The sequence below is a fragment of the Pusillimonas sp. MFBS29 genome, from assembly GCF_020687695.1.
Lineage (GTDB): Bacteria > Pseudomonadota > Gammaproteobacteria > Burkholderiales > Burkholderiaceae_B > Pusillimonas_C.
In genome coordinates this window covers 38263-63517 of sequence record NZ_JAJEWL010000010.1, presented here as the reverse complement: position 1 = coordinate 63517, position 25255 = coordinate 38263, and the positions used below count along the sequence as shown (strand labels likewise).

The window sequence follows — 25255 nt, the reverse complement described above, 5'->3', positions numbered from 1 at the left end:
CATGGCATCCTAGTCGACCTTGGCGCCTGACTCCTTGATGATTTGGGCGTACTTGTCCATTTCCCTGTGCCAAAACTCTTTGAAATCAACCCGCGAGCTGCCAATCGGGTCGGCGCCGGCATCTGTGATGCGTTTCTCAATGTCAGGTATTTTCAGCACGGCTACTACATCTTTATTAATCTTATCGAGTATCTCTTCAGAAGTTCCCTTGGGTGCATACAGCCCGTACCAGTTCAGAATCTCGAAATCATCGATGGAAAGCGCCTCATTGACGGTGGGTACATCGGGAAGTGAAGCCATACGCTTACTGGAAGTAACGGCCAGAGCTGTAAGCTTTTTATCGTTGATATGGGGCACAACGAGCGGAGCGGAGGATATGGAAGTTTGGACATGGCCGGCAAGTACGTCAGCGACGGCGGGAGAGCCTCCGCGATAGGGAATATGTGATAAACCCAGTCTCGTCTTGGTTTCCAGCAATGCGCCGGCCATATGTTGGACACCGCCACTTCCAGCTGAGGCATAAGTGACCGGGGCCTGTTTCGATACAGTCTTTGCGCTTTCAATATCTTTTATGCCTGTTGATGGGTGAGCCACCCATATCAATGGTGTGGTGGCGGTCAAAGTGATGGGCAGTAGATCTTTGGCAGGATCGTAAGCCATAGACTTGTAAAGATTTTGATTGATGGCGACTTCCGCTGTAGATGAAAGCAATAAAGTGTGGCCGTCCGGCTCTGATTTGGCTACCGCATCGGCACCTATCATGCCGCTGGCGCCAGCTCGGTTGTCTACGATAACGGTCTGACCCCATATCGGGCTGAGCTTGTCGCTTATCAGTCGCGCAATCAAGTCGGTCACGCCGCCCGCAGGAAACGGCACAATGATTTTGACCGTTTTCGTTGGATAGCTCTGCGCTGTTGCCAATAAAGGTAAGCAGGTGCTGGTGGCAAAAAGGGTGGCTGCGATGGTAAGGCGCAGGCGAGTGCTATGTGTTTTTTTCATGTCATCCTCCAATTATTTATATGTCTTCCGGACTGGTTTGCCGTGATGCGCTGTGTGAGTATTGGGTTCAGCTTGAGCCTATTTCTCCGTCTCGAGCCTTTGCAGATACCCATCCTCCGTCAACCGTTAGCGTGGTTCCATTAACGTAGGATGCGTCGTCCGAGGCTAAGTACGCGGCAGCCTTGGCGATATCATTCCCTTGTCCCCAACGGCCAACCAGCGTTTCTCCACCCCAATCGACGTTGTTATCGTTTTTTGCTTGAGCATTTAGTGGAGTAGCGATAGACCCCGGTGCTATGGCGTTTACGGTGATGCCGCTGTGGCGTAGATCTATTGCTGCTGCTCGCGTGAGGCCTAATGTGCCAGCTTTTGCGGCGCAGTACGCAACTCGATCCGGTCTTCCGACAAAGCTTGCGATGGAAGCAATGTTAATTATTCGACCCCAGCCGCGTTCGATCATGGCAGGTGCGAAAGCACGGGTGCAATAGAAATGTCCGGTGAGATTGATGTTGATCATCTTCTCCCAGTCGTCGTCAGTATGGTCAAGTAATGATTTGACTATGCGGACCCCCGCGTTGTTGATAAGTATGTCTGCGGACCTTCCGCATTGTTGCGTTACTTGTGCTGCCAAGGCCGACACGCTGGAAGAGTCTGTAATATCAACGGCGATGGCATGGACGTGGTTTGTGCCCAGTTCTTTTGCCAGTGCCGTAGCAGCACTGATATTCAGATCGGCGACTACAACAGTAGCTCCCTGTGCAGCAAACTCGCGGCATATCGATGAGCCAGCACCGCTGGCTCCACCCGTGACTACGGCCACGCGTTCTGTAAATCTTCCTGTGCCTGCTGTGCTGCTCATTTCTTCTCCTGGGTTGATCGAATATGGGGACAGTCTAGCAACTCAGAGTGTTTTGTTTTTCTGTATTATTAGTTCTTTTAGTTAATAAAAACAAAAATTAAGCAGAGCGAATGTGATGCCTGAAAGAGGAGGCGCTTGTGTCTATACGAGAGCTTAAAACTTTGGTTGCGGTAGCGGAATATGGCAGCATTTCAGCGGCTGCAGAGCGTGTATTCCTAAGTGTGCCAGCCGCTGCGGCGCAGGTCGCCAAGCTGGAAAGTGAGTTCAAGACCTCTTTATTGAATCGAGCGCGCAAACCCGCACAATTGACGCCCCAGGGCCTGGCGTTGGTGGTTCAGGCCAAAGAGGTAATAGCTCGTTATTCGCAGCTGTACGAGGCTGTTTCTTCCTCTGAAGACCTAACAGGCGTGTTGAATATTGCAGCGATACCGACAGCACTTACCGGTGTGATACCCAGGGCACTAATCGCCTTTCGAAAGGCTCATCCCCGAGCTCAAATTAGGTTGGAGCACGGGCTGTCGCCGTCTTTAGCCGAGCGTCTCAGGCACAGGGAATTGGACGCCGCAATTATCAGTGAACCCCAGGGACCCATACCAGATCTACAGTGGACAGCGTTTACCGAAGAACCTATTGTGGTGATCGCTCGAGCTACAGGAACGAGCGAGCAGAGTGATCAAGCATTGTTGCGCGCCCACCCATATATTCGTTTTAATCGTCATTTCTGGGTGAACCGTATCATTGAGGAAGATTTGCAGCGAAGAAAGCTCTTGACTAACCCGATCATGGAATTGGATTCATTGGAAGCCATTGGCCAGATGGTTCGCTATGGACTTGGTGTATCCATCATTCCCTTGAGCTCACGTAGTTTTCTGCGCCTGCACAAGCTTAAAGCGGTCCCATTCGGTGAGCCGGGGTTGACCCGGTCTGTAGTGCTGGCTGAGCCTAAAGACAGCGCTAAGCTGAGGCTTACATCGGCGTTCAGGGATTGTTTGCTCCGTGCGGGAAGGCAGCGACTAGTCTTGTAGAGGGATGCTTTAAGCATACGCTTGCAAGCTCGCAACAGTAAGTGCCTGTGCTTTGCAGGCACTTACCAGTTGCGGATCGTGGCTGGCGAACAGCACGACCTTGCTTTTTGCCCAGGCCTTGAACTGTTCGGCCAGCACCGCGATGGCTTGCTTGTCCAGTCCGCTGCTGGGGCCGTCGGCAATGATGACGGCCGGATCACCCAGGGCAGCAGCGGCCAGGTAAACCTTGCGGCGTGTGCCTGTGGACATCTGCTCGAAGCGCTTGTCCAGGTGTGACTCCAGCCCCAGCCGGTAGGCCAGTTCTAGTACGGCATCATCCACCTGTGTGTGCTTTTCAGTGGCAACGTGTTCCAGCAGGCCGCGCCCCGTTTGCTCTGGAAACACCATGCAATTGTCGGGCACATAGGCCAGGCGGGCCCTGGCCTGCTGTGGCGCCCGAGCGATGGAGTGCCCATCGACCCAGACGTCTCCGGTATCGGGTGCCAGGGTGCCCGCGATGAGCGCGAGCAGGGTGGACTTGCCGGTGTTGTCTTCTTCGCACAAAGCCGTGCATCCGGGCCTGAAGCTGTGCGTCAGGCCCTGGAACACCAGATGGTCGCCGTAGCGCTTGCTGATATTGTCGATACGTAGCATGCGCCGAACCTTACGCCTGCTCGTGATATTTCAGTACGCGTTCGACTTCTTGTTTGGAGCCCAGCACCACGCCTATGCGCTGGTGCAGGGCGGTGGGCTGTACGTCCAGGATGCGCTGGTTGCCGTCTATGGCCATGCCGCCGGCCTGTTCCACAATAAAGCTCATGGGATTGGCTTCATACATCAGTCGCAGCTTGCCGGCCTTGCCTGAAGGCCGCTGATCGCGCGGGTACATGAAGATACCGCCACGGGTCAGGATGCGATGCACGTCGGCCACCATCGAGGCAATCCAGCGCATGTTGTAGTCTTTTTCCAGGGGGCCGGTTTTGCCCGCCAGGCAGTCGTCGATATAGCGTTTCACCGGTGCTTCCCAGTGTCGCATGTTCGACATGTTGATGGCGAATTCAGCCGTTTGTTCGGGAATCCGGATGGATTCATTGGTGAGTACCCACGAACCCATTTCGCGATCCAGTGTGAAGCTGACCACACCGGTGCCCACGGTAAGAACCAGCATGGCCTGCGGCCCGTAAACGGCGTAGCCTGCGGCCACCTGCTGCGAACCGGGCTGCAGGAAGTCTTGCTCTTCCACGTCGCGGCCCGAGGCGTCGTGCGGCGCATGCAGCACCGAGAATATGGTGCCTATGGATACGTTCACGTCGATGTTCGATGATCCGTCCAGGGGATCGAACAGCAGCAGGTATTCGCCCTTGGGATAGCGGTTGGGAATGCGGTGTATGGTTTCCATTTCCTCGGAAGCCATGGCGGCCAGGTGTCCGCCCCATTCATTGGCTTCAAGCAGCACTTCGTTCGACATTACATCGAGTTTTTTCTGCACTTCACCCTGAACGTTCTCGGTTTCCAGGCTGCCCAGCACGCCGCCCAGGGCGCCTTTGCTGACGGCATGATTGATGGTTTTGCAGGCCCGCGCAACGGTTTCTATCAGCAGGCGTACTTCAGCCGAAACGGCTTTCTCTTGTCTTTGTTGTTCAACCAGATACTGGGTCAGTGTCTTGCGTGTCATGAATGAATGCTCCGGAGGCTAGATATTCAAGGCTTTGGAAATGATTTCGGCGACGTTGGGCGAGAGTTTTGGCTGCTGGCGGATATGTTCCAGGGCCTTGCGCAGCGCCGTACGGTGGGGTTCGCCAAAGCGGGCCCAGTTATCGAACGCACGGGCCAGCCTGGCGGCAATCTCGGGATTGATCTGGTCCAGGGCCAGCACTTGTTCGGCCCAGAAGGCATAGCCTTCTGGGCTATGCACGCCTTGCAGGTTGTTCAGGCAAAACTGGAAGATCAGTGCGCGCGCACGATTGGGATTGCGCATGGAAAACGCCGGATGCACCATCAGTGCCCGTGCTTTGTCCAACGTGGTAGAGGGTGCAACGGCCTGCAGTGTGAACCACTTGTCTATGACCAGGGGATCGTGCTGCCATTGCTCGTAGAAGTGGTCCAGGGCCTGGGCGCACTCGGTAGAGCTGGAATAATGGCTTAGCGCCGACAGCGCGCCCATGCGATCGGTCATGTTGCGCGCGTCGTAGTACTGTGCTAGGGCCAGGGTTTCGCCTTCGGGGTGTCCGGCGGCCAGCAGATGGCTTAGCGCCAGGTTCTTCAGGGCGCGCCGGCCGGAAGACAGCGGGTCGGGCTGATAGGCGGTATCGGTATCGACGTTGTCGTGGTAGGTCTCCAGCCATTGTGTCTGCAAGGCCTGGCCCAGTTGGGTGCGCAGGTAGCGGCTGGCCCGGATCACGCCCAGCGGATCCATAGGTGCGGTTTTCTCCAGTAGCTCGCGCTGGCTGGGCAGGCTCAAGACCCTGGCCTTGTACGCCGTGGTTAGCGAGGCATCGTTCAGCAGGCTGCGCCAGGTGTCCAGGAAAGCGGGGTCGATCGCGGGGGTGTCGTTGTCTGAAAATGCCCGGATCAATGCCAGCAGCTGGCGGGTGGCCAGGGTCTGGCAGGCTTCCCAGCGGGCAAAGGGGTCGGTGTCGTGCCTGGCCAAAAGCGCCAGGTCGGCATCGCTGCGTTCGAAATCAACCATGACTGGCGCGGAAAAATTGCGCAGCAACGACGGCACGGGCTGCTCGGGAACGCCGGTGAAGGTCCAGCTTTGTTCTTCCTGGCTCAGTTCAAGCACAATGGTGTCTTGCGACTGCCCCTGATGGTTGATGCTTAATGCGCGGCCGTCTTGTCCGAGCAAGCCCATGGCAAACGGAATATGCAGGGGCAGCTTGGGCTGGGGCGGGTTGACGAGTTTTTCGATGCCCACCGGTGCGTTGTGCTGCCTTAGGGTGACCGTGCAGGTCTGGTCTTGAGCCTGGTAGCTCAGGCTGACGTGCACACGGGGCGTGCCGGCCTGGGCGTACCAGCGGCGAAAGATATCGAAATTCTTGCCGGGGTTCTGCTGTGTGTAGACTGATTCCATGGCACTGACGAAATCATCGCACGTGACTGCCTGGCCATCGTGGCGCCTGAAGTACTCGGCCATCCCGGCCTGAAAGCCGGCCTCGCCCAGCAGGGTGTGCTGCATGCGTATGACCTCGGCGCCTTTTTCATAAACCGTGGCGGTGTAGAAGTTGCCGATTTCCTGGTAGCTTTCCGGCCGTATGGGGTGTGCCATGGGGCCGGCGTCTTCGGGAAACTGAGCCAGGCGCAGCGTGCTGACGTCGTCTATGCGTTTCACGGCGCGTGCGCTTTGTGCTTCGGCGCCTTCCAGGCCTTGGGCCAGCATGTCGGCCGAGAACTCCTGGTCGCGGAATACCGTAAGGCCTTCTTTCAACGACAGCTGGAACCAGTCGCGGCAGGTAACCCGGTTGCCGGTCCAGTTGTGGAAATATTCATGACCTATGACGGCTTCGATGGCGCGGTAGGCGGCGTCGGTGGCTGTGTCGGAATCGGCCAGAACGTAGGCGGCGTTGAATACGTTCAGGCCTTTGTTTTCCATGGCGCCCATATTGAAGTCGTGGGCGGCCACGATCATGAACCGGTCAAGGTCCAGTTCCAGTCCGAAGCGGCTTTCGTCCCACTTGACCGAGCGGTCCAGGCAATCCATGGCCCACTCGGTTTTATTCAGCGTGCCCGGGTCGCTGAGAACCTGCAGCAAGGCTTTGCGGCCGCTGCCGGTTTGTATGTTGAGTTCGCGGCAGTCGAACTTGCCGGCAACCAGGGCAAACAGATAGCTGGGCTTGGGATGCGGATCTTCCCATGTTGCTTCGTGACGGCCGTCGGGCAGTTCGCGCTGCTCGATCAGGTTGCCGTTGGACAGCAGCAGGGGGTAGTGCTGCTTGCTGGCCTGCATGCGCACACGATACGGCGCCATGACGTCGGGCCGGTCAGGGAACCAGGTGATGCGCCTGAAGCCTTCCGCTTCGCATTGGGTGAACAGCTTTCCGCCCGACACATACAAGCCCATCAGGCTCGAGTTTTGCTCGGGCTGGCACAGGCTGGTGATTTTCAGCACAAAGCTTGAGGTCTGGGGCAGTATCGTCAGGGTGTCGTCCTGCAGCTGATAGTCTTGCGCTGTCAGTGGCTTGTCGTTCAGCAAAACGGCTTCCAGCTGCAGCTCTTGCCCGTTCAGGACCAGTGGCTGCAGACTGGCGCCGGCCTGTTCGAAGTGCAGCTGCGAGTGCACCCGCGTTTGGGCCGGATCAAGCTCGAAATCAAGCTGCACCTGGGTAAGGCGGTAGGGGTAGGGCTGATAATCGTGACGTAGAATGGTTGGAGCGGTATCTGTGCGCATGACTGGACCAATAACAGGCGAAGTAGCCTATTGTAGTGTTTGCTTGGTGTTGCGGTTTTTACATCAATTATGCAACCTTTGCCGAACATATGCGGTCTGATGGAAACCAGGTGGTACAAGATGCTTGTACGCCGGCTTGTATGTCGTTAGTTAGTCTAGGAATAGCTTATGTGGCACAAATTTTGTCGTTACCAGACAGCCATGCTGCGATGCTTGGTGCTCGGCAGCGTTTTTTTGATAGCCGGATGCGCATCAACGCTGTCGGCTCGCGTTACCAGCTTTCAGCAGTGGCCGGGCAACGCCCAGGGTGATTCGTATCGCATCGTGCCCGCCCAGGCACAGAAGAACAACCTGGAATTCCAGGCTGTGGCAGATATGGTCAGGGCCAATATCGGCCCCACAGGCCTGGTCGAGTCTCAGTCAGGCCAGGCGCGTTTCGATTTGCATATTACTTATGAAAACCCGGTTACCAAAACCTGGGTTCAGCGCTATAACGATCCGTATCTGAACGATGGCTGGATGGGTCCGGCCTTTGGCGGATATTACGGCGGCTTTCATGGCTGGGGCTGGGGTGGTATTTATATGGCCCCTACGGTGCAGAATTTCCCGGTCGAGATATATAACAATACCTTGACCATCGTTATTAACGATAATCAGGCCAATAATGCTGAAGTTTATCGTTCAAGCGCCGTAAACCTTAGCTCGAACAATAATCTGTTACAGGTCATGCCTTATTTAGCCCAGGCGGTATTCGACCGTTTCCCGGGCAATAACGGGCAGGTACGCGAGGTGCAGTACGACAGGCCGCGCTGAGTGATCAGGAATTGGCGATCAGGAATTGGTCGCGGCTCTTGCCTTCGGCCTCGGCGTTGGTGATCCAGCGCGGGGCCTTGCCGCGACCCGTCCAGGTTTCGTTGGTTTCCGGGTGGCGATATTTGGCCGGAACCGTGCGTTTTACCGCCGGGCCTGCTGCCGCTTTCGTGGTGCGTGTGGCAGTGCTGGTGCGCGGAGTGGTTTTTTGTTTATAGGCGGCAGCGATGTCTTCGGGGGTGATATCGTATTCGCGCATGGAGCGAATAATAGATGTAATAACCGGGCCACGTTGTTTGGCTTGCAGTGCCTGGGCCTGCTTTTGCAGCTTGACTATTTCTTTTTCTATTTTTTGTTTAAGTGCCGAGTAGTTGTCGCGTGTCATTCAGGGTTCCTGGGGTAAATGGTTGTTATGCCGTTATTACTTAACCGCTGCGAATATCTGATTATATAGCGATTGTCGTCGATAAAATATATATATGCTGCAATATGGCTGACTGACTTATTAATGCCCGGTCGTCGTTAGTTAATACGGAAAGAAATTTGATGAATAATACTGAAAATGCCTTCAAGGTTGCCGCCATTCAAATGGTCAGTTCCACACGCGTGGACGATAATCTGCGTCAGGCGGCCGATCTTATCGCCCAGGCTGCCGGGGCTGGTGCCCGGCTGATCGCCTTGCCCGAATATTTTTGCTTTATGGGGCACCAAGACGCCGATAAGCTGGCCATCAAGGAAGAGCCCGGTAACGGGCCCATACAGGAATTTCTTGCCGGGCAAGCCCGTCAGCACGGTATATGGCTGGTGGGCGGAACCTTGCCACTTGATAACGACGATCCCAACCGGATCTTTAATGCGTGTCTGGTTTATGGCCCCGACGGGCAGCAGGTGGCCCGCTACGATAAAGTCCATTTGTTCGGATTCACCAAAGGAAAAGAGTCCTACGACGAATCCATTGCCATCCGGCCGGGAGATAATCCGCCGCAAACGCTTGATACCCCGCTGGGTCGGGTCGGGCTATCAATTTGTTACGACTTGAGATTCCCCGAATTTTTCCGGGCCATGGGCGAGGTCAACCTTATTGTGCTGCCGGCTGCGTTTACCTCCACCACGGGTTCGGCGCACTGGGACATATTGCTGCGCGCCCGTGCGATCGAGAACCAGTGCTATGTGCTGGCGCCAGCGCAGGGCGGCAAGCACGAGAACGGCAGGCGCACATGGGGGCATTCTGTTCTAATTGATCCGTGGGGCGAAGTGCTGGCCCAGGTTGATAATGAACCGGGCGTTGCCACAGGCACGATAAGCCTTGACCGAATTGCCGATGTACGCGCCTCTTTGCCGGCGCTCAAGCACCGTACTATGTAATACAGGATTTGCCATATATATGAAACCTGCGGATTCCGCCATTAATGCCCTGGCTACCGCCAAGTCGGTTTTGCTCGACCCCTGGGGTCTCGACGAAGCCGATATGGCGCGGGCCCTGGGTGAAATCTTTACCCACAAGGTCGACTATGCCGACCTGTACTTTCAGTACACGCGCAGCGAAGGCTGGAGCCTCGAAGAGGGCATAGTCAAGACCGGCAGCTTCTCTATAGAGCAGGGTGTAGGGGTGCGCGCCATCACCGGAGAAAAAACCGCTTTCGCTTATTCCGACAGCCTGTCGGCCGATGCCTTGCTGTCGTCCGCCCATGCGGTGCGCAGCATTGCGCGTCGTGGCGCGGGGCGTCAGAAGGTCTTTAGCGGCCACCCGCCGCGTGGCCATGATCTTTATCCCGCCATTGATCCGGTCAACTCTCTGTCGTCACCCGAAAAAGTTGCCTTGCTTGAACGCATCGAGGCCATGGCCCGTGCGGCTGATCCGCACATCATCCAGGTTATGGCCGGTTTGGGCGCCGAGTACGACGTGGTGCTGGTGGCCGGCAGCGATGGCCGGCTGGCGGCCGACGTACGCCCGCTGGTGCGCCTTTCGCTCACGGTCATTGCCGAGCGCAACGGACGCCGCGAAATGGGGCACGGCGGCGGCGGTGGCCGCAGCGGCCTGGCGTATTTCACCGACGACGTGCTGCGTTCCTATGTGCAGCGTGCCACCCACGAGGCCCTGACCAACCTCGAGGCCAAGCCTGCGCCGGCAGGCGAGATGACTGTCGTGCTGGGTTCGGGCTGGCCCGGCATCCTGCTGCACGAGGCCGTGGGCCATGGCCTTGAAGGTGACTTCAACCGCAAGGGTTCCAGCGTGTTTTCCGGGCGCATCGGCGAGCGTGTGGCGTCCAGGGGCGTAACTGTCATTGATGACGGCACCATTGCCGATCGCCGGGGTTCCCTGAACATCGACGACGAAGGCAATACTACGCAGCGCAATGTCCTGATCGAAGACGGCATTCTGAAGGGATATATGCAGGATTCCATGAATGCCCGCCTGATGAAGATGCCTGTAACCGGCAATGGCCGGCGCGAATCCTACGCGCATCTGCCCATGCCGCGCATGACCAATACCTACATGATGGCCGGTCAAACGCCGCCCGAAGAGATCATTGCTTCGGTCAAGAAGGGTTTATACGCCGTGAATTTTGGCGGCGGCCAGGTCGACATCACCAGCGGCAAATTCGTTTTCTCTACCTCCGAGGCCTATCTGATCGAAAATGGCAAGGTTACCTGCCCGGTGAAAGGCGCCACCCTGATCGGCAGCGGGCCCGAAGCCATGAATCAGGTCAGCCTGATCGGCAACGACCTGCAGCTCGATTCCGGTGTGGGTACCTGCGGCAAGGAAGGGCAGAGCGTGCCGGTGGGCGTAGGCATGCCAACCGTGCGCATGGAAGGCCTGACGGTGGGCGGCACGGCCTGAAAACGCCGGTTTTAACAGCACCTTAAGCCAAGTCCGGCGCCCGTTTTCGGGGCCGGCAAAAGAGGGCGGAATGATTCCAGTCATCCCGCCCTCTTTTGCCGTCTGCGCAGGTTTCGCAGGTTGACTTATTTCATTGGCGGGCTTATGATTTGAGTAGAAATTAATTGGATTGAACTCATTTGATCATGCCGAATACTTCTTCAACCACCCAGCAGTACGACCTGCGTATTTTGCGTGCCTTGCGCCGCATTACGCGCTCTGTTGCGCTGCACTCGCGGCAGTTGGCGGCGTACAGCAATATCACGGCGCCGCAGCTTATCTGTCTGCGTGCCGTGATCGAGCACGGGCCGCTTACCGCGACTGCCATCAGTCGCGAAATTCACCTCAGTGCCAGCACCGTGGTGGGTATTCTCGACCGCCTGGAAGACAAAGGCCTGATCAACCGTGAGCGGGGTCGCGAAGATCGTCGTATCGTTTTCGTAACGGCTACGCAAGCCGGCATCAAGCTTGCCCACGACACCCCGTCTCCCCTGCAAAAGAAACTGGCTGATGCCCTGAACGCCTTGCCCGAACAAGAGCAGGCCTCCATTACCATGTCGCTCGAGCGTATCGTCGACCTGATGGAATCCGATGGTGTTGCGCCGCAGGAAGCGCCCGGCGAGCTTGCCTCGCCCATACTTGATGTGCCGGTTGGCGGCGCGCTTCCCGAATCGGGACTGGTCGTGTGACTGACTGCGAAACTACCAACTCTTCAATCAAATCTTCAGAATCCGCCGGCGATACCCGCTATAGCGAACCAACCCAGTGGATGCGGCAGCCGCACAAAGCCGACGCAGCCGACATCCACCGCCTGATTTCCGAGTGTCCGCCACTCGACCTCAATTCTGTTTACACCTACCTGCTGCTAAGCGAATACTTCGGGGCCACTTGTGTGCTGGCCGGCGATAACGACACATTGCTGGGCTTTGTGTCGGGTTATGTGCCGCCAGAGCGGCCCGATACCCTGTTTGTCTGGCAGGTGGCGGTGCATGAGCGGGCACGCGGACAAAGCCTGGGACGGCGCATGCTGCAAAGCCTGCTGCAGCGTCCCGCTTTGGCCCATATTCAGTATCTTGAAACCACGGTCGGCCCCGATAACCGCGCATCGCGCGCGATGTTCGGGGGGCTGGCCCGTAAATTGCTTGCTCCTGTCAACGAGCAGCCTTTATTCGAGCGGCATATGTTTGGCGAGCATGCTCATGAAGATGAGCCGTTGCTGCGCATAGGCCCTTTCACCAGTACATCGCTTCCCTAGAAGTCGATTCGTTTCACCGTCGAGGCACCGCAAGACCAGGTGCTCAGACCGGCTTGCGCTGGGTGCCTCACTACAAAAGGAGAACACAGCATGATGGACTTAAAAATATTTGACCGAATGGAGTCGGAGGTACGGGGCTACGTTCGGTCCTTTCCAGTCATATTCAAACAAGCTCGCGGCTCCGTACTGATAGATGAAGACAATAAGGAATATATTGATTTCTTCAGCGGTGCCGGAACGCTGAACTATGGTCACAATAATCCCGTCTTGAAGCGGAAGCTGATCGAGTATCTGGATTCCGACGGCCTCGTGCACGGACTGGATATGGCTACCAGCGCCAAGAAGTATTTCCTGGAAACCGTTGAGCAAGTGCTGCTCCGACCCAGGAACTGGCAGTACACCTTGCAGTTTACCGGCCCCACCGGCACCAACGCTGTCGAGGCAGCATTGAAACTGGCACGCCAGATCAAGGGTCGGCCCAATATTGTGTCGTTCACCCATGGCTTTCATGGTGTCAGTGGCGGTTCGCTGGCGGTTACGGCCAATTCCAAATTTCGTGAAGCTGCCGGCGTAGCTCTGGGCAATACTTCTTTCATGCCATTCGACGGCTACATGGGCCCCGATGTCAACACCATTGCATATTTCGAGCGCCTGTTGAACGACAACAGCAGCGGGCTGGATCATCCTGCTGCCGTGATCGTTGAAACCGTGCAGGGCGAGGGTGGTGTCAACGTGGCCTCCAAGCGTTGGCTCAAAGAGCTGCAGCGTGTTTGCCGTCAGCATGACATGTTGCTGATCGTCGATGACATCCAGGTGGGTTGCGGCCGAACCGGGAATTTCTTCAGTTTCGAAGCGGCCGGTATCGAACCCGACATCATTACCTTGTCCAAATCGCTGTCGGGCTTTGGCATGCCGATGTCGCTGGTGCTTATGAAGCCCGAGCTTGATGTCTGGAAACCCAGTGCCCACACCGGTACGTTCCGGGGCAACAACATGGCTTTTGTTACGGCGGCACAGGCGCTGGACAGCTACTGGCGTGACGACCGTTTTGCGCAGGACACCCAGCGCAAAGAGCGCATAGTGCGTGACTGGCTGGAGAACCTGGTTCACAGCTATCCGGGCGCAGGCCTGAGCGTACGGGGTCGCGGCCTGATCCAGGGTCTGGTCACACCGGCCGATGACGATCTGGCCAGTCTGATTTCCAGGAAGGCATTCGAGCGCGGCGTCGTGATCGAAACCTCGGGCGCCAATGACGAGGTCCTGAAGATCTTGCCGGCGCTGACCATAGAAGATGAACTGCTGACGCGCGGGCTGGAAGTGATTGAACGCAGCCTGGCCGAGGCATTGTCGGAAAAGGGCGTGAGCGCCCGTGTATTGAAGTTCGGAGGAAAAGCAGGATGATAGTCAAGAATGTGAAGGACGTGATTGGTACCGAGAACGAGGTGAAAACCGAGACTTGGCTAAGCCGTCGCGTGCTGCTGAAAAAAGACGGCATGGGGTTTTCTTTCCACGAGACCGTTATTTTTCCGGGTACGGAAACGCATATCCACTATCAGAATCATCTGGAAGCCGTGTGGTGCATAGAAGGCGACGGCGAAGTGGAAACCATCGCCGATGGCAAGAAATATGCCTTGGGCCCGGGCGTGGTTTACGCCCTGGACCAGAACGATGAACATTGGTTGCGTGGCGGCAAAGAGCCGCTGCGCGTGATCTGCGTATTCAATCCGCCGCTGACCGGCTTCGAGGTGCACGACGAGAAGGGCGTGTACCCGCTGGTTACCGACGCCGCTTGAAGGCGCGAAGGAGTCTATACATGAATTTAGCTATCAACGATCTTTATTCCTCGCGAACTGATCGCACTTCGGCCATCATTGCGCGCAGAGACCCCGTGGTTTACGGGGGCGGCACCTATGCCAGCGCGCTCGAGTCGGATCAGGTAGCGGCTTACGAGCGCGATGGTTTCCTGATGCTCGAGAATGTGTTCAACAGCGATGAGGTTCAGGAGCTGCTGGACGAGGTGAGGCGCATGAGCGCCGACCCGGCCATTACCAGTATGGAAGAGGCCATTACCGAGCCTGGCAGCGATGAGGTCAGGTCTATCTTCCGGGTGCATGAGCTTAGCCAGATGCTGGGCCGGCTGGCCTGCGACCCGCGCCTGATACACGTTGCCCGGCAACTGCTGGGGTCCGAGGTGTATATGCACCAGTCGCGTGCCAACATGAAGCCCGGCTTCAAGGGCAAGGAGTTCTACTGGCATTCCGACTTTGAAACCTGGCACGTGGAAGACGGCATGCCCGGCATGCGAGCGCTCAGTTGCTCGGTCTTGCTGACTGACAACAACGCCTGCAATGGCCCGCTGATGCTGGTACCCGGGTCGCACCAGCAGTTCATTTCCTGCCAGGGTGTTACGCCCGATGAGCACTACAAGAAGTCGCTCAAGAAGCAGGAATACGGCGTGCCCGACCCCGTAAGCCTGCGCTTGCTGGCCGAGCAGGGTGGCATACAGGCCATGACGGCCAAGGCCGGTTCGGTAGTGTTCTTTGAATGCAACACCATGCATGGCTCGAACGGCAATATATCGCCCTGGCCGCGCGCCAATGTGTTCATGGTGTATAACAGCATGGAAAACACGCTGGAAGCGCCTCGATACGGGCTGACGCCCAGGCCCGAGCACATTGCCACGCGCAAGCAGTTTACGCCGCTGGTTCCTCTGGAAGACGAAGTAACGGCCTGATTGTCTTAAAAGTTTCTTTTGCTATTGCCGTCATGCTTTGGCATAATAATTGAAGTAGTTTGTAAATAATTAACGTTAAAGGAATTGCCGTGGCAAAGTTCATCATCAAGTCTGTGGGGGCTGCAACGCTGGCTTTGTTCTCGCTGGGCGCTTATGCGCAAACCAGCGGCGCCAATCCACCCGCAACAACACCCGCTCCGGCAGGAGCGCCGGGTGCAGCCGCTGGTGGCGTTAGTGTTGCCGGTGTAACGGTACCTGCAGCCGCAATTGCGGTTGGTGCCATTGCTGCGGCTGGGGTTATTGCTGCAGTGGCTCAATCGTCCGACAGCGGCTCTTCCAGCTCGCACAGCCACCACTAATCAGCCTTCGGGGTTTAAAAACCCCTTCAGGAACTCCTGGGTGCGCGGCTCGCGAGGCGAGCTGAACAGCTCTTCAGGAGTTCCTTCTTCCACCATCCGGCCCTTGTCAAAGAAACAGACACGGTCGGATATTTGTTTTGCGAACTGCATTTCGTGTGTCACCAGCAGCATGGTCAGGTCTTCTTCTTCAGACAGGCGCTGAATCACATTGAGCACTTCGCCGACCAGCTCGGGGTCCAGCGCCGAGGTAGGCTCATCAAACAGCATGATGTTCGGTTTCATGGCCAGGGCGCGCGCAATGGCCACCCGTTGCTGCTGGCCGCCGGATAGCTGGCTGGGAAATTTGTCGGCCTGATCCGACAGGCCAACCAGTTCCAGGTATTCTTCGGCACGCTGATTGGCCTTTTCCTTCGATAATCCCAGTACATGCACAGGCGCCTCGGTAATATTGCGCCTGACCGTCATGTGGGGGAACAGATTGAACTGCTGGAAGACCATACCCATTTCCTTGCGCATATTGCGCAGGTGTTCTTCACTGGCCGCTGCCAGCTCGCCGTTGTGCAGTTCGTGCCACAAGGGCTTGCCCGCAACATGTATGACCCCTTCATTAATGGTTTCCAGGGTCATGAGTATGCGCAGCACCGTGGATTTGCCCGATCCAGACGGCCCGATAATCGTGACTTTCTCGCCTTTCTGTACATTGAAGTCCAGGCTGTCCAGCACGGTTACGTCGCCAAAGCGTTTCACTACCTTGTCGAACTGTATAATGGTGTTTGCATCCGGCGTGGCCGCGGTTTGCGCCTCCGGCGTTGCTGTCATGGTGTCTGTGTCATTCATTTCAGGGGTATCCCTCGCTTGGGCAGGCGCTGGTCCAGATGGCGCACGCCTGCGGAAGCCACTAAGGTAAGAATAAGGTACAAGCCGCCGACCATCGACAGCGGGATCAGGTAATTGAAGGTGCGGTCGCCAATGATTTTGGCCACGTTAAGCATCTCAAGCACCGATACCACCGACAGCACGGGCACATCCTTCATGATGGACACCAGGTAGTTGCCCAGCGCCGGTATGATGCGCGGAATGGCCTGCGGCACGATGACAATGCTGAACGTGCGCAACGGAGACAGGTCCAGCGCCCTGGCGGCTTCAGTCTGACCGTGAGTGATCGACTCGATGCCGGCCCGGTACACTTCAGAGGTATAGGCGCTGTACTGTATGCCCAGGGCCAGCGCGCCGGTCAGGAAGGCGGGCAGCACGATGCCGTATTCGGGCAGCACGTAATACAGGAAGAACAGCTGCACCAGCAGGGGTGTGTCGCGGATGAACTCGGTAATGAAGCGTGCCGGCCACGAAATAATGCGCAGCCTGGACGACTTCAGCGCCGCCAGCACCAGGCCCAGCACCGCCGCCACGCCAAAGCCCACCACGGTGGCCTGTATGGTCACGATCAGGCCCTTGAGCAATATGGGCAATATGGAAACCGCGAACGCCCAGTTGGTGGAGGTATCCCACTCTATGCCAAACAGCATGTCAGGTCCTCCCCGCGCGCCAGCGCCCGACCGAACGCTCCAGCAGCTTCATGATGGCGGTCAGCACCAGCGCCATGCCGAAATACATGAACAGCAGCAGCGTATACACCGTTACGCTGTCTTGTGTGAAGTTGCGGATCTGTTCGGCGCGAAAGGCCAGGTCACCCAGGCTGATCAGTGACACCAGCGCGGTGTCCTTCAGATTCTGGACGGCCAGGTTGCCGAAGCTGGGCATCATTTCGGGTATGGCTTGCGGCAGCGATATCCGCCAGAGCACCTGCCTGGGCGTAAAGTCCAGTGCCTTGGCGGCTTCATGCTGGGTGGAAGGCACGGCCTGGATGGCGCCGCGCACCACTTCAGCCCCGTAAGCGCCGATATTCAGGCTAAGGGCCAGCGTGCCGGCCACAACGGACGGCAGGCGTAGATCAATGCCTATGGCCTGGCCAAGCAGGGGCAGGGCAAAGTACAGCCAGAACAGCTGCACCAGCAACGATGTGCCCCTGAATATCTCGATAAAGAATATCGAAACGCTTTTGGCGATCCAGTTGGAAGAGAGTTTGCCTATGCCAAAGGCAAAGGCGAAAAAGGCGCCCAGTATGGTCGAGTAAACGGTAAGTTGTATCGTTACCCAGGCGCCTTGCAGCAGCGGTGTGCTGTAGCTGAGCCATTCCATCAGTAATCTACGCTTTACTCAGCGCAAAGTTGCTCGGTGGTTTTATTGAATGATTCCTTGGCATCGGCTTCGCTGAATCCGTACTGGGCCATGATTTTGCCCCATGCTTCGGTCTTCTTGAATTTGGCCAGTTCGGCGTTGACGGCGTCACGGAAATCCTTGGAGTCCTGACTGAAGGTGAAGCCGCCCCAGCTACGTGCGGGCGTGCCATCGATCACCGGGTCGGTAAAGTCTTTGGCGGCCTCGACCTTGTCGCTCTTTTTGGCCAGCTCGCTTACTGTCAGGCTGGTGGCGGCATAGGCTGCAGCGCGGCCTGTCGATACGGTGGAAATGGCGTCGGCGTTGTTCGCAATAGTGACCATGCGCTCACCCGGTACACCCAGGGCCTGCAGCATTTCCAGCTGGTCGGCACCCGCCATAATGGCCACTTTCTTGTCGGACTTGGCAAAGTCTTCGTAGGTGTGGATGTCGTTGGGGTTGTCTTTCGCAACCAGCAGGCCTTCACCGTAAGAACTATTGGGCTCGGAAAACAGCACTTCTTTGCAGCGCGCCGGCAATATGGCCATCTCGGCCGACACCATATCGAAGCGGTTGGCCTGCAGGCCAGGAATCAGCGAACCAAAATTGGTGGTAACCCATTCTATTTTCTTGATGCCCAGTTGCTCCATGACATGCTGGGCGGTTTCAGGGCCTATGCCTTTGGCTTCGCCGCTCATGTCCATGTAGCCGTAGGGGATCTCATTGGCAACCGCAATGCGCACGGTGCCGCGATCCTTGATTTCCTGGAGACTGGCCGCGCTGGCTTGGCTTGCCAATCCGCTCGTCAAACCGGCGGCAAGAGTGCAAATGGCAAGTTTTTTTATCGTGTTCATAGCGTTGTCCTTGTCTTTGTGCTGGAGAACAAGACATTCCCGGCCGGCCGTGCTGGACTGGCCTGTTGTGCCCATTTCTCCGTTAGCTCAGAAATGATCATCAGAGAAATCATACATCATTAAATTATTTGTACTCAAATTAATATTAGTGTAATGATATGGACGGCTTGCCTTTATGCCGGGGGATGCAAGGGTAATCGATAGGCTCGGCAGCCCGAGTTTTTATTGGCAGGAGGAAAACTCTGTGCTAGAGTTACCTACCATGTACCGCGCAATCCCGTTTTTCTTTTTTTATTTTTTTGCTTTTCCAAAACCGCTGGTGGAGGAAGGGAAACGCTGTACGCAGTAAAAAAGAATCAAATTCCCAAAAAGCCGCCAGCAAAGCTAGGCGGCTTTTTTTGTATCCGCCGGCAAGCAGGCAAATAATCTGGAGTCCATCGTGACGTACAACACTGATGATTTACGTATCCGAGAAATCAAGGAACTGAGCCCACCTGCGCATATCATGCGCGAGTTTCCCTGCACTACCGGGATCTCGTCTACGGTCCATGACGCCCGCCGCGCCGTACACAATGTTTTGCATGGTTCCGACGACCGTCTGGTCGTTGTGATCGGGCCATGTTCCATTCATAACCCGGTTGCCGCCATTGAATACGCCAAGCGCCTGGTGGAGCAGCGCGAACGCTTCAAGGGCGAGCTTGAAATCATCATGCGCGTGTATTTCGAGAAACCCCGCACCACCGTAGGCTGGAAGGGCTTGATCAACGACCCCGGCCTGGATGGCAGCTTCAATATCAATCAGGGCTTGCGTACGGCACGCGAATTGCTGATCGACGTCAACGCATTGGGCTTGCCCGCCGGCTGTGAATTCCTCGATATGATCACTCCGCAATACATTGCTGACCTGGTTTCCTGGGGTGCCATCGGCGCGCGCACCACAGAAAGCCAGGTCCACCGCGAACTGTCGTCGGGTTTGTCTTGCCCGGTAGGCTTCAAGAACGGCACCGGCGGCGACACCAAGATTGCCATTGATGCCATTATGGCGGCATCGCAGTCCCATCACTTCCTGTCGGTTACCAAAGGCGGCCATTCGGCGATTGTGTCGACCGCCGGCAACGAAGACTGCCACCTTATCCTGCGTGGCGGCAAGGCACCCAATTACGATGCGGCCAGCGTCGAGGCGTCGTGCCAGGCACTGATCAAGGCCGGGCAGCGTCCACGTATCATGATCGACTCCAGTCATGCCAACAGCAACAAAGACTACAAGAACCAGCCGCTGGTACTTGAAGATGTTGCCAAACAGATGGAAGCGGGCGACGAGCGTATCTTCGGCGTCATGATAGAAAGCAATCTGGTCGGCGGCCGTCAGGATCTGGTCCCCGGGCAAGCCCTGACTTATGGTCAGAGCATTACCGATGGCTGCATAGACTGGGAAACCTCAGAGCAGGTGCTCGGGCGCCTGGCGCAGGCGGTCACGAAGCGCCGTCAGAGTGTCACGCAATCAGCAAATGCCCTGATCGGCAGCAAGGTATAAACCTCGTAGTATTGAGTCTAGGCTAGCATCAGTGTTTTCAGGAGTAATGGCATGAATGCCCCCGAGTTTTCACAGGCGATTCGCCGTCCTGTGCCCGAAGGCTTTTTAGAAGCGTTGGCGGCGCAGTTTGGCGATCGCTTTTCAACCGCGCATGCAGTGCGCGAACACCATGGGCGAGACGAATCGCCGTACCCGCCCATGTTGCCCGATGGGGTGGTGTTCGCAAACAGCACCGACGACGTCGCCTGGGTGGCGCGTCATTGTCATGCGCACAAGGTGCCACTGATTCCGTACGGGGTCGGGTCATCGCTCGAGGGTCATTTGCTGGCAGTGCAGGGGGGTATCACCCTCGACCTGTCCGGCATGAATCAGCTGGTTGCCGTTAACCCTGAAGACTTCACCGCAACCGTGCAGGCAGGTGTGACACGCAAGCAGCTCAACGAGGAAATCCGCAATACCGGGCTGTTTTTTCCTATCGATCCGGGGGCTGACGCCAGCCTGGGCGGCATGGCCGCCACGCGCGCCTCGGGCACCAATGCCGTGCGCTATGGCACCATGCGCGAAAACGTTATGTCGCTCAAGGTGGTTACCGCCGACGGGCGCATCATCGAAACCGCGAACCGGGCTCGCAAGTCGTCGGCCGGTTACGACCTGACCCGCATATTCGTGGGCAGCGAGGGCACGCTGGGCATCATTACCGAAGTCACCATACGGCTGTATCCGCAGCCCGAAGCCATCTCGGCCGCCATCTGCAACTTCCCTACGCTGCAAGACGCCGTCCAAAGCGTCATCGAGGTCATACAGATGGGGGTGCCGGTTGCGCGCGTCGAATTTATGGACGCCTGGGCCGTCAAGGCTACCAATGCCTACAGCAAGCTCAGTCTGAAAGAATCGCCTTTGCTGCTGTTTGAGTTTCACGGCAGCCCGGCGGGCGTGAAAGAGCAGGCCGAAGTGGTTCAGGCCATTACCCGCGATAACGGCGGCATGGATTTTGAGTGGGCCGAACAGCCCGAAGACCGCAGCCGTCTCTGGACTGCTCGCCACAATGCGTATTTCGCCGGTCTGCAGCTGCGGCCCGGCTGCCGGTCCAGCACCACCGACGTCTGCGTACCTATTTCGCGTCTGGCCGAGTGTGTATCCGAAACGGCCGCCGAGCTTGATCAGGCCAGCTTTCCGTACACCATCGTCGGCCATGTGGGCGACGGCAATTTTCATGTGCTGATGCTGCTCGACCCCGACAATCCCGAAGAGTGGTCAGAATCCGAACAGTTGAATCGCCGCCTGGTCGAGCGTGCCATTGCCATGCAGGGAACCTGCACCGGCGAGCACGGCGTGGGCCTGCATAAAATGGAGTTCATGCGGGCAGAGCACGGCCAAGACGCCCTGGATCTCATGTCCAGCCTCAAGCAAGCCTTTGATCCTCACAATATATTGAATCCAGGGAAGATCATTCCACAAGCATGAAACTGGCTAGCTGCACAACACATAACAACAAAGAGACTCAATGAACCAGACAGCCATGAATGGGTTGGCCACGCAAGTACCAGATTTTGCCGGCTTGATTGCGCGGCTGGGCGATGACGTTCCCAGGCATTGCATTTTGTCCAAGGTCGAAGACACCCGCGCCTATGAGTGCGACGGCCTGTCTTTGTACCGGACCTTGCCGCCTGTGGTCATCCTGCCTGAAAACGAAGCGCAGATCATTGCAGTGCTCAAGGCGTGCAAGGCGTTCAATATTCCCATCGTTGCCCGCGGCGCCGGTACCGGCCTGTCGGGTGGCGCCATGCCTCATGCACAAGGCATTGTGCTGGGTCTGGCCAAGCTTAATCGCATACAGAAAATCGATCCCGAGACCGCAACCGCCGTTGTGCAGCCAGGGGTGCGCAACCTTGCGATCTCCGAGGCGGCAGCGGCTTATGGCTTGTATTACGCGCCTGATCCTTCCAGCCAGATTGCCTGTTCCATAGGCGGGAACATCGCCGAGAACTCGGGTGGGGTTCACTGCCTGAAGTATGGCCTGACCGTACACAACGTCCTGAAGGTGCGTGTGGTCACCATAGATGGCGATGTCATCGAGCTGGGCTCCGAGGCTCCCGACAGCCCGGGGCTAGACCTTCTAGCCTCGTTCATAGGTTCGGAAGGCATGCTGGGTCTGGTCACCGAGGTTACGGTCAAGCTGATTCCCAAGCCGGCCAGCGCCCGCGTAATCATGGCCAGTTTTGCCAGTGTCGAAACGGCCGGGCAGGCGGTCACCAACATCATTGCCACCGGCATCATCCCGGCAGGCCTGGAAATGATGGACAAGCGCGCGGTGCATATGGTTGAACCCTTCGTCAAGGCGGGCTACGACCTCGAGGCGGAAGCCATTTTGCTGTGTGAATCCGATGGCACCGAAGCCGAGGTTGAAGACGAAATCCAGCGCATGCTGGCTGTGTTCGAGCAGGCTGGCGCCACGCGGTTGCAGGTGTCCTCGTCCGAACAGGAACGGCTGGTGTTCTGGGCCGGTCGCAAGAATGCGTTTCCGGCAGCCGGTCGTGTGTCGCCCGACTATTACTGCATGGACGGCACCATACCGCGCCGGCATCTGGGCCGGGTGCTGCGCGCCATCGAAGAAATGGAAGACGAATTCGGTCTGCGCTGCGCCAATGTGTTCCACGCGGGCGACGGCAATCTGCATCCCTTGATCATGTTCGATTCGAACCAGCCCAACGAGGTCGAGCGCGCAGAAAAATTCGGTGCCGCCATTCTCGAGCTGTGTGTGCAGGTCGGCGGCACGGTTACCGGCGAACACGGTGTCGGTATCGAGAAAATCAACCAGATGTGCGTGCAGTTCACGCGCGAGGAACTCGATTTTTTCTGTGCCTTCAAGCGTGCGTTCGATCCCTATGATTTGCTCAATCCAGACAAGGTCATTCCTACGCTGGTGCGTTGTGCTGAATACGGGAAGATGCATGTGCATGGCGGGGCGATCCGCTTTCCCGAGTTACCCCGTTTTTAAGAGCGTTGTATGGAATTCGTACTTTCTGATCTCTGTCAGCAGGTGCTGGCAGCCCGAGGGGCTGAGCGTCCCGTATACATTCAGGGTGGCGGCACCAAGCGTTTCTATGGCGCCGGGCTCGACCCCGACCCGTTGCCGGCAACCGCCATTCTCGACATGTCGGGCTATACCGGCATCGTCAACTATCAGCCTTCGGAACTGGTCATGACGCTTCGGGCCGGCACGCTGCTGGCCGATGTCGAAGCCGCGCTCGATGAACAGAATCAGATGCTGGCCTTTGAGCCGCCGCGCTTTGGCCCCGCTTCGACCATAGGCGGTTGTATTGCCAGCGGCCTGTCGGGGCCACGGCGCATGGCTGCGGGCAGTGTGCGCGATTTCGTGCTGGGCGCCAAGCTGCTGGATTCCTCCGGCGAAGTGCTGAACTTTGGCGGCGAAGTCATGAAGAACGTGGCGGGCTACGACATTTCGCGCTTGCTGGCCGGCTCTATGGGCATATTTGGCGCCTTGATCGAAGTCTCCGTCAAGGTCGTCCCCAAGCCTTTCCAGGAAGCCAGCTTTGTGCTGGATGTCACCGAGGCGCAGGCGCTGAAACTGTTCGGCGCGTGGCGGGGCCTGCCCATACCTATTACCGCCACGGCCTGGACCGGCGAGCCTGGCCAGGTCGGCCGGTTGCATGTGCGCGTGTCGGGCAGTGAACCGGCCGTAAGCAGTGCCGCCCAAAGAGTGGGGGGCGAAGTCCTGCCCGATGAGCAGGCATTCTGGTCCAGCCTGCGTGACCAGACCCATGAATTTTTCCAGCAGCGGCCGATCTGGAGGCTGGCCGTTCCGCCCCAGACGCCTGCGCTGGATTTCGGGCCCACCCTGATCGAGTGGAATGGCGGATTGCGCTGGGTATCGAATGTGCCATCGGCCGCCAATTTGCGTGACCGCATTGCGCGCCTGGGCGGCCATGCAACGCTATACCGCTATGACAGCAAGGCGGCCGATCTGCCCGTGTTTCATCCCCTTGAGGCGGGCCTGAAGAACATCAGCCGGAGGCTCAAGCAAGAGCTCGATCCCACCGGTATTTTCAACCCCAAACGCCTGTTCCCGGATTTCTAAGGCCAACGATGCAAACAAATCTAGCTTCCTGGGTGCGCGACACCAATCTGGGCAATGATGCCGACGAGATACTGCGTCGCTGTGTGCATTGCGGTTTTTGCCTGGCCACCTGTCCAACCTATCAGATACTGGGGGATGAACGCGACAGTCCGCGCGGCCGCATCTATTTGATCAAGCAGGTGCTTGAGGGCGCCGAGCCTACCGAAAGAACCCAGCAGCACCTTGATCGCTGCCTGACCTGCCGCAACTGCGAAACCACCTGTCCGTCGGGGGTGCAGTATGGTGCGCTGGTCGACATCGGACGCAATCTGGTCGATCAGAAAGTCGAACGCCCGTTGGGGCAGCGCCTGACCCGCAGCGTGTTGCGCCACGCGCTGAATTCTTCGCTGTTCGGGCCGGCCATGAAGCTGGGCCGCTTAATGCGGCCGGTGCTGCCGGAAGTGTTGCGCAACAAAGTCCCGCAAGCCCGGCCTGCCGGCCGGACGCCTGCCGATGGCGCGCGTCATCCCCGCCAGGTCATTATGCTGGCGGGCTGTGTGCAGCCGGCCATGATGCCCAGTATCGATGCCGCCACGATACGCGTGCTTGATGTCCTGGGCATAGGAACCCGCGTGGTGCCGGGCGCCGGCTGCTGTGGTGCGATCAATTTCCACCTTGATGCACAGGAAGCGGCGCTTGAACAAATGAGGGCCAATATCGATGCGTGGCTGCCCCTGCTTGATAGCGGCAAGGCCGAGGCCATTATCATGAATGCATCGGGCTGCGGCGGCATGGTCAAGGAATACGCCCATCACCTGCGCCACGATCCCGAATACGTCGCCAAAGCCATGCGTGTGGTCGACAAGGTGCGCGATATCGCAGAAATCGTTGCTCCACACGGCGCCGAGCTCAAGTCCAGGCTGGCGAACCTGCCCGAGAAAACGGCCTTTCACCCGCCATGTACCCTGCAGCACTGGCAGGGCCTGCGCGGTGTCAGCGAGCAATTGCTGACCGAGCTGGGATTCAACCTGCAGCCGTTTGCCGATTCCCACCTGTGCTGCGGTTCCGCAGGCACCTATTCGGTGACTCAGCCCGAACTATCCAAAACGTTGCGTGACCGCAAGCTTGATGCCTTGCACGCGGCCGAACCCAATACCATCGTCTCATCCAATATCGGCTGCATCACACATCTGCAAAGTGGCACCGATACGCCGGTGCGGCACTGGATAGAGGTTGTCGATGAGGCTTTGACGGCGGCGTCACGCTAAACGGCATAAAATACCG

25 protein-coding genes are annotated in these 25255 nt (G+C 57.5%); 15 read left to right on the top strand and 10 right to left on the bottom strand.

The window, feature by feature from the left end; translation table 11 throughout:
* Positions 1–9 precede the first annotated feature (9 nt).
* Positions 10–999 carry a tripartite tricarboxylate transporter substrate binding protein gene (locus tag LKR43_RS14350; RefSeq protein ID WP_227684895.1) on the bottom strand — a complete coding sequence of 330 codons (990 nt, stop codon included), beginning with the start codon at positions 997–999 and terminating at the stop codon, positions 10–12.
* 67 nt (positions 1000–1066) lie between these two features.
* The gene (locus LKR43_RS14345; RefSeq protein ID WP_227684894.1) at positions 1067–1858 is read right to left on the bottom strand and encodes an SDR family NAD(P)-dependent oxidoreductase; all 792 of its coding nucleotides are present in this window, start codon (positions 1856–1858) and stop codon (positions 1067–1069) included.
* 137 nt (positions 1859–1995) lie between these two features.
* Here LKR43_RS14345 and LKR43_RS14340 point away from each other — a divergent pair, with 137 nt between their 5' ends.
* Positions 1996–2883, top strand: coding sequence for a LysR family transcriptional regulator (locus tag LKR43_RS14340; protein ID WP_227684893.1), 888 nt, complete (start codon positions 1996–1998; stop codon positions 2881–2883).
* Positions 2884–2892: 9 nt separating this feature from the next.
* Here the strand turns inward: LKR43_RS14340 and LKR43_RS14335 are convergent, their stop codons facing one another.
* From LKR43_RS14335 to pepN, 3 genes are read right to left on the bottom strand one after another with little or no spacing between them, the layout of a single operon-like run.
* Positions 2893–3516 carry an ATP-binding cassette domain-containing protein gene (locus LKR43_RS14335; protein WP_227684892.1) on the bottom strand — a complete coding sequence of 208 codons (624 nt, stop codon included), beginning with the start codon at positions 3514–3516 and terminating at the stop codon, positions 2893–2895.
* A 10-nt stretch (positions 3517–3526) separates the two neighbouring features.
* Positions 3527–4537: a class 1 fructose-bisphosphatase gene (locus LKR43_RS14330; protein WP_227684891.1), complete on the bottom strand. Its 1011-nt coding sequence runs from the start codon at positions 4535–4537 to the stop codon at positions 3527–3529.
* 18 nt (positions 4538–4555) lie between these two features.
* The gene (gene pepN / locus LKR43_RS14325) at positions 4556–7249 is read right to left on the bottom strand and encodes an aminopeptidase N (protein ID WP_227684890.1); all 2694 of its coding nucleotides are present in this window, start codon (positions 7247–7249) and stop codon (positions 4556–4558) included.
* A 168-nt stretch (positions 7250–7417) separates the two neighbouring features.
* On the opposite strand from pepN, the gene LKR43_RS14320 reads away from it, so the two are divergent.
* Positions 7418–8062: a DUF4136 domain-containing protein gene (locus LKR43_RS14320; protein WP_227684889.1), complete on the top strand. Its 645-nt coding sequence runs from the start codon at positions 7418–7420 to the stop codon at positions 8060–8062.
* 4 nt (positions 8063–8066) lie between these two features.
* Here the strand turns inward: LKR43_RS14320 and LKR43_RS14315 are convergent, their stop codons facing one another.
* Positions 8067–8444: an H-NS family nucleoid-associated regulatory protein gene (locus LKR43_RS14315; RefSeq protein ID WP_227684888.1), complete on the bottom strand. Its 378-nt coding sequence runs from the start codon at positions 8442–8444 to the stop codon at positions 8067–8069.
* A gap of 161 nt (positions 8445–8605) precedes the next feature.
* Here LKR43_RS14315 and LKR43_RS14310 point away from each other — a divergent pair, with 161 nt between their 5' ends.
* The 8 genes from LKR43_RS14310 to LKR43_RS14275 all read left to right on the top strand — a co-directional run bounded on the left by LKR43_RS14310 (position 8606) and on the right by LKR43_RS14275 (position 15288).
* Positions 8606–9424, top strand: coding sequence for a carbon-nitrogen hydrolase family protein (locus LKR43_RS14310; RefSeq protein ID WP_227684887.1), 819 nt, complete (start codon positions 8606–8608; stop codon positions 9422–9424).
* A gap of 19 nt (positions 9425–9443) precedes the next feature.
* Positions 9444–10901, top strand: a complete 1458-nt coding sequence (gene tldD, locus LKR43_RS14305; RefSeq protein ID WP_227684886.1) for a metalloprotease TldD — start codon at positions 9444–9446, stop codon at positions 10899–10901.
* A gap of 185 nt (positions 10902–11086) precedes the next feature.
* A complete protein-coding gene (locus tag LKR43_RS14300) occupies positions 11087–11629 on the top strand; it encodes a MarR family winged helix-turn-helix transcriptional regulator (protein WP_227684885.1) in 543 nt (180 codons plus the stop codon).
* 80 nt (positions 11630–11709) lie between these two features.
* Entirely contained in the window at positions 11710–12195 is a 486-nt protein-coding gene (gene ectA / locus LKR43_RS14295) for a diaminobutyrate acetyltransferase (RefSeq protein ID WP_227684944.1), read from the top strand.
* A 93-nt stretch (positions 12196–12288) separates the two neighbouring features.
* Complete coding sequence (gene ectB / locus LKR43_RS14290; RefSeq protein ID WP_227684943.1) at positions 12289–13596, top strand: diaminobutyrate--2-oxoglutarate transaminase; 1308 nt, start codon at positions 12289–12291, stop codon at positions 13594–13596.
* Positions 13593–13988, top strand: coding sequence for an ectoine synthase (locus tag LKR43_RS14285; protein WP_227684884.1), 396 nt, complete (start codon positions 13593–13595; stop codon positions 13986–13988). Before ectB ends, LKR43_RS14285 begins: the two co-directional genes overlap by 4 nt.
* 20 nt (positions 13989–14008) lie before the next feature.
* Positions 14009–14929: an ectoine hydroxylase gene (thpD, locus tag LKR43_RS14280; RefSeq protein ID WP_227684883.1), complete on the top strand. Its 921-nt coding sequence runs from the start codon at positions 14009–14011 to the stop codon at positions 14927–14929.
* Positions 14930–15018: 89 nt separating this feature from the next.
* Positions 15019–15288 (top strand): hypothetical protein, encoded by a 270-nt coding sequence (locus LKR43_RS14275; RefSeq protein WP_227684882.1) that lies wholly within the window; start codon positions 15019–15021, stop codon positions 15286–15288.
* On the opposite strand, the gene ehuA is transcribed toward LKR43_RS14275, so the two are convergent.
* Genes ehuA through ehuB form a run of 4 tightly spaced genes read right to left on the bottom strand, consistent with a single transcriptional unit; the run spans position 15289 to position 18359 of the window.
* Complete coding sequence (ehuA, locus tag LKR43_RS14270) at positions 15289–16125, bottom strand: ectoine/hydroxyectoine ABC transporter ATP-binding protein EhuA (RefSeq protein WP_370632125.1); 837 nt, start codon at positions 16123–16125, stop codon at positions 15289–15291. It lies immediately after the preceding gene.
* Positions 16122–16814 carry an ectoine/hydroxyectoine ABC transporter permease subunit EhuD gene (gene ehuD / locus LKR43_RS14265; protein ID WP_227684881.1) on the bottom strand — a complete coding sequence of 231 codons (693 nt, stop codon included), beginning with the start codon at positions 16812–16814 and terminating at the stop codon, positions 16122–16124. The genes ehuA and ehuD overlap by 4 nt, the downstream gene beginning before the upstream one ends.
* A gap of 1 nt (position 16815) precedes the next feature.
* On the bottom strand, positions 16816–17487 hold the full coding sequence (ehuC, locus tag LKR43_RS14260; RefSeq protein ID WP_227684880.1) for an ectoine/hydroxyectoine ABC transporter permease subunit EhuC: 672 nt from the start codon (positions 17485–17487) through the stop codon (positions 16816–16818).
* A 14-nt stretch (positions 17488–17501) separates the two neighbouring features.
* The gene (ehuB, locus tag LKR43_RS14255; RefSeq protein WP_227684879.1) at positions 17502–18359 is read right to left on the bottom strand and encodes an ectoine/hydroxyectoine ABC transporter substrate-binding protein EhuB; all 858 of its coding nucleotides are present in this window, start codon (positions 18357–18359) and stop codon (positions 17502–17504) included.
* Positions 18360–18798: 439 nt separating this feature from the next.
* Between ehuB and aroG the strand changes: the two genes are divergently transcribed.
* From aroG to glcF, 5 genes are read left to right on the top strand one after another with little or no spacing between them, the layout of a single operon-like run.
* Positions 18799–19893 (top strand): 3-deoxy-7-phosphoheptulonate synthase AroG, encoded by a 1095-nt coding sequence (gene aroG / locus LKR43_RS14250; protein WP_227684878.1) that lies wholly within the window; start codon positions 18799–18801, stop codon positions 19891–19893.
* 51 nt (positions 19894–19944) lie between these two features.
* Complete coding sequence (locus tag LKR43_RS14245; protein WP_227684877.1) at positions 19945–21357, top strand: FAD-binding oxidoreductase; 1413 nt, start codon at positions 19945–19947, stop codon at positions 21355–21357.
* Between the two features lie 40 nt (positions 21358–21397).
* On the top strand, positions 21398–22891 hold the full coding sequence (locus tag LKR43_RS14240; RefSeq protein ID WP_227684876.1) for an FAD-linked oxidase C-terminal domain-containing protein: 1494 nt from the start codon (positions 21398–21400) through the stop codon (positions 22889–22891).
* Between the two features lie 9 nt (positions 22892–22900).
* Positions 22901–23992: a glycolate oxidase subunit GlcE gene (gene glcE, locus LKR43_RS14235; protein WP_227684875.1), complete on the top strand. Its 1092-nt coding sequence runs from the start codon at positions 22901–22903 to the stop codon at positions 23990–23992.
* Positions 23993–24000: 8 nt separating this feature from the next.
* Complete coding sequence (glcF, locus tag LKR43_RS14230) at positions 24001–25239, top strand: glycolate oxidase subunit GlcF (protein ID WP_227684874.1); 1239 nt, start codon at positions 24001–24003, stop codon at positions 25237–25239.
* Positions 25240–25255 lie beyond the last annotated feature (16 nt).

Coding starts and splice junctions, on each gene's coding strand:
- LKR43_RS14330 (WP_227684891.1), bottom strand. CDS start 4,537: ATGACACGCAAGACACTGACCCAGTATCTGGTTGAACAACAAAGACAA.
- LKR43_RS14245 (WP_227684877.1), top strand. CDS start 19,945: ATGAATGCCCCCGAGTTTTCACAGGCGATTCGCCGTCCTGTGCCCGAA.
- LKR43_RS14315 (WP_227684888.1), bottom strand. CDS start 8,444: ATGACACGCGACAACTACTCGGCACTTAAACAAAAAATAGAAAAAGAA.
- LKR43_RS14285 (WP_227684884.1), top strand. CDS start 13,593: ATGATAGTCAAGAATGTGAAGGACGTGATTGGTACCGAGAACGAGGTG.
- LKR43_RS14350 (WP_227684895.1), bottom strand. CDS start 999: ATGAAAAAAACACATAGCACTCGCCTGCGCCTTACCATCGCAGCCACC.
- ectA (WP_227684944.1), top strand. CDS start 11,710: ATGCGGCAGCCGCACAAAGCCGACGCAGCCGACATCCACCGCCTGATT.
- tldD (WP_227684886.1), top strand. CDS start 9,444: ATGAAACCTGCGGATTCCGCCATTAATGCCCTGGCTACCGCCAAGTCG.
- ehuA (WP_370632125.1), bottom strand. CDS start 16,125: ATGAATGACACAGACACCATGACAGCAACGCCGGAGGCGCAAACCGCG.
- LKR43_RS14320 (WP_227684889.1), top strand. CDS start 7,418: ATGTGGCACAAATTTTGTCGTTACCAGACAGCCATGCTGCGATGCTTG.
- ehuD (WP_227684881.1), bottom strand. CDS start 16,814: ATGCTGTTTGGCATAGAGTGGGATACCTCCACCAACTGGGCGTTCGCG.
- LKR43_RS14345 (WP_227684894.1), bottom strand. CDS start 1,858: ATGAGCAGCACAGCAGGCACAGGAAGATTTACAGAACGCGTGGCCGTA.
- ehuC (WP_227684880.1), bottom strand. CDS start 17,487: ATGGAATGGCTCAGCTACAGCACACCGCTGCTGCAAGGCGCCTGGGTA.
- pepN (WP_227684890.1), bottom strand. CDS start 7,249: ATGCGCACAGATACCGCTCCAACCATTCTACGTCACGATTATCAGCCC.
- LKR43_RS14335 (WP_227684892.1), bottom strand. CDS start 3,516: ATGCTACGTATCGACAATATCAGCAAGCGCTACGGCGACCATCTGGTG.
- LKR43_RS14240 (WP_227684876.1), top strand. CDS start 21,398: ATGAACCAGACAGCCATGAATGGGTTGGCCACGCAAGTACCAGATTTT.
- LKR43_RS14310 (WP_227684887.1), top strand. CDS start 8,606: ATGAATAATACTGAAAATGCCTTCAAGGTTGCCGCCATTCAAATGGTC.
- ehuB (WP_227684879.1), bottom strand. CDS start 18,359: ATGAACACGATAAAAAAACTTGCCATTTGCACTCTTGCCGCCGGTTTG.
- glcF (WP_227684874.1), top strand. CDS start 24,001: ATGCAAACAAATCTAGCTTCCTGGGTGCGCGACACCAATCTGGGCAAT.
- thpD (WP_227684883.1), top strand. CDS start 14,009: ATGAATTTAGCTATCAACGATCTTTATTCCTCGCGAACTGATCGCACT.
- glcE (WP_227684875.1), top strand. CDS start 22,901: ATGGAATTCGTACTTTCTGATCTCTGTCAGCAGGTGCTGGCAGCCCGA.
- ectB (WP_227684943.1), top strand. CDS start 12,289: ATGGACTTAAAAATATTTGACCGAATGGAGTCGGAGGTACGGGGCTAC.
- LKR43_RS14300 (WP_227684885.1), top strand. CDS start 11,087: ATGCCGAATACTTCTTCAACCACCCAGCAGTACGACCTGCGTATTTTG.